The 7,406-nt window shown below is 49.1% G+C and carries 6 protein-coding genes and 1 pseudogene; 1 reads left to right on the forward strand and 6 read right to left on the reverse strand.

From position 1 onward, the window contains the following. Positions 1–102 precede the first annotated feature (102 nt). The 5 genes from CJ260_RS09165 to CJ260_RS09185 are packed head-to-tail and all read right to left on the reverse strand — an operon-like array spanning position 103 to position 5,823. Positions 103–1,224 (reverse strand): 2-hydroxyacyl-CoA dehydratase subunit D, encoded by a 1,122-nt coding sequence (locus CJ260_RS09165; RefSeq protein ID WP_095629973.1) that lies wholly within the window; start codon positions 1,222–1,224, stop codon positions 103–105. After that, positions 1,224–2,510 carry a 2-hydroxyacyl-CoA dehydratase subunit D gene (locus CJ260_RS09170; RefSeq protein WP_087478519.1) on the reverse strand — a complete coding sequence of 429 codons (1,287 nt, stop codon included), beginning with the start codon at positions 2,508–2,510 and terminating at the stop codon, positions 1,224–1,226. The genes CJ260_RS09165 and CJ260_RS09170 overlap by 1 nt, the downstream gene beginning before the upstream one ends. Before the next feature lie 16 nt (positions 2,511–2,526). Beyond that, on the reverse strand, positions 2,527–3,303 hold the full coding sequence (locus CJ260_RS09175) for an acyl-CoA dehydratase activase (RefSeq protein ID WP_087478518.1): 777 nt from the start codon (positions 3,301–3,303) through the stop codon (positions 2,527–2,529). 27 nt (positions 3,304–3,330) lie between these two features. Further along, positions 3,331–4,239 carry a VOC family protein gene (locus CJ260_RS09180; protein ID WP_087478517.1) on the reverse strand — a complete coding sequence of 303 codons (909 nt, stop codon included), beginning with the start codon at positions 4,237–4,239 and terminating at the stop codon, positions 3,331–3,333. 30 nt (positions 4,240–4,269) lie between these two features. After that, positions 4,270–5,823, reverse strand: coding sequence for an acyl CoA:acetate/3-ketoacid CoA transferase (locus tag CJ260_RS09185; protein ID WP_095629974.1), 1,554 nt, complete (start codon positions 5,821–5,823; stop codon positions 4,270–4,272). A gap of 879 nt (positions 5,824–6,702) precedes the next feature. Here CJ260_RS09185 and CJ260_RS09190 point away from each other — a divergent pair. After that, entirely contained in the window at positions 6,703–7,311 is a 609-nt protein-coding gene (locus CJ260_RS09190; protein WP_095629975.1) for a LysR family transcriptional regulator, read from the forward strand. Here the strand turns inward: CJ260_RS09190 and CJ260_RS13200 are convergent. Further along, positions 7,289–7,406, reverse strand: a pseudogene (locus tag CJ260_RS13200) (IS30 family transposase); the annotation flags it as partial. The gene CJ260_RS09190 and the pseudogene CJ260_RS13200 overlap by 23 nt on opposite strands.

Genomic DNA, 7,406 nt, shown 5'->3' on the forward strand with positions numbered 1-7,406 from the left:
TTGTAATTCCTCCTAAATATAAAATAAGTAAATATATGTAAACGCCAAGGCCGGCTCCTTGAAGGCGCGTAAGCCTTGGCGTTATACAACGATGTGAAAGAATTAGAGCATTTCAGAGAATGCCTGAATACGGGTACGCATCTGTTCCAAAGACGGCGATTCCAAATCGACGTCGAGAACAGTATAGCGAAGTCCTGCTTCTTCAAATTCGACTTTGTAGATAGGATAATCGAATTCTTCGGGGTCGCAGAAGCGCATCAAGCAGACGACAACAGCGTCGGCGTCGTATTTTTTCGCCATGTCGATGAGCATTTGTCCACGCGGTTTGTCCGGGTTCATGGCCAAGGGGCAGCCGTCAAAGTCCTGCCACCATTTAGCAAGCTGTTCCAATGGATCGATGCCGGAGGGAACGTCGTTGCGGTATTGGCGCGATTCCTGAGCCAAATCGTCGGCGACGACGGCCATGTTGAATTCGCTGAAGATGTCTAGGAATTCGTCCGGTTCAGCCATGATGCCCGACAGAATAATCTTCTTGCCCTTCCAGGGCTGTACCGGTTCGGCCTTTACGGCGTCGATCAGCTGACGGACTAAGGCTGTGTGTTCGGCTTTATCCATGAACCAGCGGGCTTTGATGACGTCATGGCGTTTTACCGGCGTAAAGATTTGCGGATACTGGGCGGCGACTTCGCAGAATTCGCGCATGACGCGGCGGTTTTCGTTGTAGACTTTGATTGCTTCCTGGAGAGCCATGTCGCTGATGGTTACGCCCAGGATGCGTTCCAATTCGCTGCGGACGTGTTCGTATTCGCCTTTGAGGAAATCGACGGCGGCGTCGATTTTACGGTTCTGCGGATGCGTAAATACGATGACCGGCGCTTTGCCGTGCCATTTCTGGCTCATGCAGCGGAGCGTGTCGCAGGGAACGGAGAAGATAACCGCATCGAGACAGTCGTACGTTCCGTTGAGCTGCAATTCCATGTCGGCCTGCATGAGGGAGCAGGCGAAGGGCGGCAAATAGGTGCGGGCTGCGGAAATCTGCGGTTTCTGTGCGCCGAAGAGTCCGACAGGGAGATAGCCTGCGGCGTATACGATTTCTTCCGGTGCATAGTAGGGCATAATGCCGACGAGGCCCTTGCCAGTGTTCTTTTTATATTCTAATACCGTTTTTTTCGGATGGTTTGCTACGTCTTGAAATTTGCTGATCAGTTCATCAATATGGCTCATTAGTGATTGCCTCCTTCGTTGGCTTTCTTTTCATTCATCATTTCGCACAATGCTTCGACACGCGTGTCAAACTGCGCTTCCGAGAAATTGCGGGGGTCCGTCTGGTCGCCGTCGAAAATGACGTAGGGGACGCCGAGGTTCTTCTGGATGCGTTTGCCGCCTTCGTCGTTTAAGAGGCTCATGTTCTTGCAGGAGCGGTTCTGGTGCATGATGAGGCCGTCGCATTTGCCGTCGCGTACTACGCTTTCCAAGACTTCGCCGCGGCGTTCGAGACAGCAGTTGATGTACGTACGCGTATAGGCTTCGGCCATGGATTCGAGGTTGCCCGGTTCGTACGAAACGTCCCACATGCCGGGATATGCCGAGCCGGTCATCAACGCGCCCTGATTCTTTAAGGCTTTGAACGTATGACCCAACGCGATCCATACGGCGATGCCTTCCCAGGTTACGCGGGTCTTTTCGTTTTCGCCAAAAGCGTATTTTTTAGCGGCTAATTTAGCGTCTAATTCTTTGATGAGCTTGTTGAAGGTGATTTCAGAGTAATTTAAGGAACGAGCCGCCACGGCCAGGCCCATGTAGTTGAACAGGTCGAAGCCGTTTAAGGGAGACGGTTTATACGTCAAATACGTGGCAATTTTGTTCCAGGCTGCGATAGAACGCTGTGTCTGTTTCTGTACTTCGAAGAATTTGTCATAGTCGAAGGGACGGCCGCATAATTCTTCGAGCTGTTTGATGGCGTGCTTGAATTCGCCGACGATATACTGTTTGGCATGTTTGGTAACGGGATATTCGTGGTTAAACGGAACGTCGATGGTAATTAAGGGAATGTTCAGTTCCTTGGCCATGTTTTCATACCATTTGAGCAAGGTGTTGCAGATGTTGTTGCAGGTCAGGATGACGTCCGGCAAGGGGATCGGCGAAGCGGGGGAGTTTTTCAGGGCTTCCGGCGTTTCACCTGTCAGGGCCTGCTGCTTGAGGAGCTCCATGTAGCCCATGTTGACGCGGCAGTACGAACAGATATCCTGGTTGTAGCCTTTGTTTTCAGCGACTTCAAGCATAGCCGGCGCGCCGTGGCGGGCACCGATGCCGGCAGCGTGGGTTTCAGGATATACGATGGCAATGTCCATAGCGGTGCAGAATTCGGGAGGTGCTACGGAAGCGGACCAGCAGACGAGGCGGCCTTCTTTTTTTGCGATGCGGGCGTCTTCGTCTACTTTCGGCAGAAAATAGCCGAGAGCGTCTTTAGCGCTCATGCTTTCAATATCAATCGTTTTTTCTTCACTCATTGAGATCTCTCCTTTGTTATTTGGTGACTTTATCATAGGCAATCAATGCGGCGCCCAGTGCTCCGACTACCTGGGGGTGCAGGGCTACATTGACGGGAATGCCTAATTCTTTGGATATAGCGTCTACGACGCCGGCGTCGCGGGAACCGCCGCCGGTCATGGTAAGGTCGGGACCGACGCCGACGCGGCGGACCAAGGCGCTGGCCTTGCTGGCGATAGAGCGGTGCACGCCGGCGACGATGTCTTCCTTCGGGACGTTTTTAGACAACAGGGAAATGACTTCCGATTCGGCGAAGACCGTGCAGGTGCTGCTGACAGGGGCCGGGTTTTGTGATTTAAAATACCAGTCGCCCATATCGGACATAGGGATTTCCAATACCTTGGACATGACATCGAGGAAGCGGCCCGTGCCGGCGGCGCATTTGTCGTTCATGGCGAACTGCATGACCAGGCCCTGTGTATTTAGTTTTATTGCTTTTACGTCCTGGCCGCCAATGTCAAGAATCGTCGTCGTGCCGGGGCATTCGAAGAGGGCTCCCTTGGCGTGGCAGGTGATTTCGCTGACTTCGCCTTTGGCGCAGTCGACGTTGAAGCGCCCATAGCCCGTCGCAATGATATGGGCCATGTCGTCCATCGTAAGGCCCGTGCCGGAGAAGACGTCTTCCAGAACGCGTTCCGGCCCTGTCGACCCCGTGCCGATTTCCACGACAGCGTGGGATATGATATGTTTTCCATTTTCTAAAATGACGGCTTTGGACGACGACGAGCCGACGTCGATTCCAAGAGTATACATGGGTTTCATCCTTTCTGGCTTGCGTTGTTATTTTTCAAAGGGATTAGGGTTGCTGCGGTTGATCGGGGCGATGGTCTGAACATATTCGACGAGGATGCCCTGATTGGTGCTGGGGCGGCGGAAGTTGACGATGATATCGTCAGTGCCTAATACAGCTTTCTTTTCCAGCATGCAGCCGGGGCATTCTTTTTCCATATGCTGACGGACGGCTTCTACGTCGTCGACTTCAAAGGCGATATGGGCGATGCCGCCTTTACCGTCGTTGAATTTCGTCAGGACGCCTTCGCGGGGGATAATCATTTCCAGCGGCGTGCTGAATTCGCCCTTCTTCGTAAAGATGAGGTCGGCGTGATAGGCATCGACGAAGCCGGCGTAATCGACTTCAAGGCCGTTGGCTTTGATAAAGGCTTCGGCTTTTTCCATCGTCGGGAGGACGATGCCGACGTGGTGGAGTCGCATAGGATGCCACGACGTATTGATCTTGCCATCTTCTCCCATGGATTCGAAGGGATTGACGCCGCGGCCCGTAATAGGAGCCGTTGTCTGAACATATTCGACGAGAATACCCTGATTGGTGCTGGGGCGGCGGAAATTGACGATAATATCGTCGGTGCCTAAGACGGCTTTCTTTTCCAACATGCAGCCGGGACATTCAGCTTCCATTTCCTGGCGGACAGCTTCTACGTCGTCGACTTCAAAAGCGATATGAGCGATGCCGCCTTTGCCGTTATTGAACTTCGTCAGCACGCCTTCGCGAGGGATGATCATTTCCAAGGGGCTGCTGAACGGGCCCTTTTTGGTGAAAATCAAGTCGGCGTGATAGGCGTTGACGAATCCGGCATAGTCGATTTCCAAACCGTTGGCTTCGATGAAGTCATGCGCTTTCTGCAGCGTCGGCAATACGATGCCGACATGGTGTAATCTCATTGGTTTCATACGTATTATCTCCTTACTATCTTTAAATAATTAATTCTTTAATCCCATCGGACCCTCCTGGAAAATTCGGGCATCCATGATCTTGTAATCTTCGATAATGGGTTTAAAGTCCATGTGGGCGAGGATGTCTTTTTCTACGTCAATGCCGGGAGCGACTTCGATAAGTTTTAACCCTTTTTCGGTCAATTCAAAGACGCATCGTTCTGTAATATAGAAGACATGCTGACCGCGACGAGCAGCGTATGCGCCGTTGAACGTAATCTGATCTACGGCATCGACGAATTTCTTCGATTTACCTTCTTGTATGATACGTACTTGGCCGTCTTCCACAGCAATTTTTAAGCCGCCGGCTGTAAAGGTGCCGCAGAAGAATACGTTCGGCGTTTGCTGGGAAATATCAGGAAAACCGCCGCAGCCGGCGATATTGGTGCCAAACTTGCTGACGTTGATGTTGCCTGTTTTATCGCATTGCGCCAAGCCTAAAAAGGCCATATCCAAACCGCCGCCGTCGTAGAAATCAAATTGGTAGGTGTGATCGATGATGGCTTCGGCGTTTCGCGTTGAGCCGAATTGCGCGCCGCCCTGGGGCACGCCGCCGATGGCTCCGTTTTCCACCGTTAAGGTAATCGTATCGGAGATGCCTTCTTCATCTGCGATGGAAGCGACATATTCCGGTGCGCCTACGCCGAGATTGACGATGGCGTTTTCCTTCAGGAACAAGGCACCGCGGCGACCGATAATTTTCTTGGCGCTCATAGGAAGCGCTTCGCTAGCTTCGCCTAAGGGGGCGCGACGTTCACCGCACAGCGTCGGATCGTATGCACAGCCAAAGGCCTGTTCATGGTCGGCTTCGTCGGCGACTACGACGTAATCGACGTAAATCCCGGGGATTTTTACGAGGCGCGGGTCCAAGTTGCCGTGTTCGACAATTTGTTTAACCTGAACGACGACGATGCCGCCGCAGTTATGAACTGCCTGGGCTACGGACGTATTTTCCAACGGAGCTACTTCTTCTTCCATCGTAATATTGCCGCATTCGTCGGCATATGTACCGCGCAGGAAGGCGACGTTGATTGGGAATGTCGGGTAGAAAAGCTGTTCCTGTCCTTCGATTTCCAACAGTTTTACAATGTCTTCCTTTGTAACGTCATTGAGCTTGCCGCCGCCTTGACGAGGATCGAGGAAAGTACCGAGACCAATATCGGTAAACACACCGATTTTATGGCCAGCCAAGGCTCGGAACCAATGAACTAACGTGCCTTGAGAGCAGTTATACGCTTCGATTTTGTTTTCTACGGCCAACTTGCCGATTGCCGGCACCGTTTGGTAGTGACCGATAATAATACGCTTCAATAACCCTTCGTGGGCGAGATGTTCACCGCCGCGGCCATCGCGTTTTCCCTGCGATGCGGCGTACATATACGTCAGATTTTTAGGAGAGCCTGTTTCTAAAAATCGTTTTTCCAAGGCTTTGGTCAAAGCCTCGGGATGAGCGCAGCTGACGAAGCCGATAGACGTTATGGTATCGTTATCTTTGACCAATTCGGCTGCTTGAGATGATGTGATAACTTTCACTTTTTTCATAACATAAAATTCCCCTTCCCCTTTTTGTCTTAAATCGCATAAAATACAGAACTATTGCTATATTAGAATTCTTATAGAGAACTATTTATTGGAAAATATAATTCTTTATAAGAATTATAAAAAAACAAAGTTAGAAAACAATTGATAAAAAAATCACATGTTTAATTACTTGAGAGAATTATACTATGGAAAAATCAATAACGTCAAGGAATAGATAAGGAGAAGTATGGAATCTTTAGTCAATAACGATATGCAATGAAGGGAAGGAAAAGACGAATATAGCGGCGAATAAAGAAATAACGCTGCTTTTTGCCTGTATGAAAGATGGGATAAGACGTTCGTAACGTTGTTCTGTAGTACGTGAATCTTTTCTATATATTATATTAATTTTGTACAAATATGCTGCGCTGCTGGTGGATATATGTGGTGCGGCAGTATGAGAACGCCCAGTAAACGCCCAGTATACTAGCATTATATTTCTTTCTTTTTTTGAATGGTCAGAATGAAAAAAGTATATCGATTTGCTTGCGACAGGCTGTGTTTATAATATTTAAGAAGATAAATAGGCGGCTTGGGCTTTTGAGCCTATGTTTTTTCTGATAAATAGGCGGATATTTTGGAATAGAATCGTGTCGTGTCAAAAGCAAAGAAAAATTTAATTTATAATTCCATGGAATTCCAGAAAAGGCAACAAAATGAATTGAAAGCGTGCTGATAATGATATAATTTCATTTTAAACGCTATTTGGTGTATGACATAATAAAAAATATAGTATGGAATCGGGGCGTGAAATCCTTTTTTCTAATAAATCGTAAAAGTTTTTGTATGTGACCAGAAGATAAGGATTCGGGACAAACCTGTCGGAGAGGAGACACACATATGAATATAGACCATTTTATCTATTTCATCGAAACCGTAAAAAAACAAAGCTTTACGAAAGCGGCCGAATCGTTGTTTATCAGCCAGTCGACGATCAGCAAGGCCATTCGTTCGCTGGAAAGAGCCTATGATACGGAATTAATTGACCGGACGGCGAAAAAGTTTAAATTAACCTCTGCCGGCGAAATCTTTTACCATGGTGCCGTAAAGATCGTGTCGAATTATAAATCGGAAACGGAAGTGCTGTCGGCGCTGCTGAAATCGGCGCGGGGAACCCTAACCTTAGGCGTTCCGCCGGTTACCATTACGGTCGTATATTCTATTCTGCATCAATATCAATCCATGTATCCGGCCATTAATCTTCAGATATCTGAAGTAGGGGCGCAGACGGCCTATTCTATGGTCAAAGCCGGTGCCGTAGATATGGGTATCCTGATTCAGCCCTTTGTCGACGATGACTTCGTGCAGATCCCCTTCCTGCAGTCCGAAGCCGTATGCGTCGTGCCGCCGGGACACCGCCTGGCTGAATACGATTCGATTTCCTTTAAGCAGCTAGCCCAGGAGGATTTTTATATACGGCGAATTGTCAAGCTAAGTGCAACTTTTTAGAGTAATGTACTTCGTATGGCGTTTTGTATCCTAAACATTTTCGGGGACGGCGATTTAGTTCTGCAAAAACAGCTTGCACATAGGCTTCTGGAACG

Origin of the sequence: Megasphaera sp. ASD88, from assembly GCF_002287425.1 — a bacterium.
In the GTDB taxonomy this organism is placed as follows: domain Bacteria; phylum Bacillota; class Negativicutes; order Veillonellales; family Megasphaeraceae; genus Megasphaera; species Megasphaera stantonii.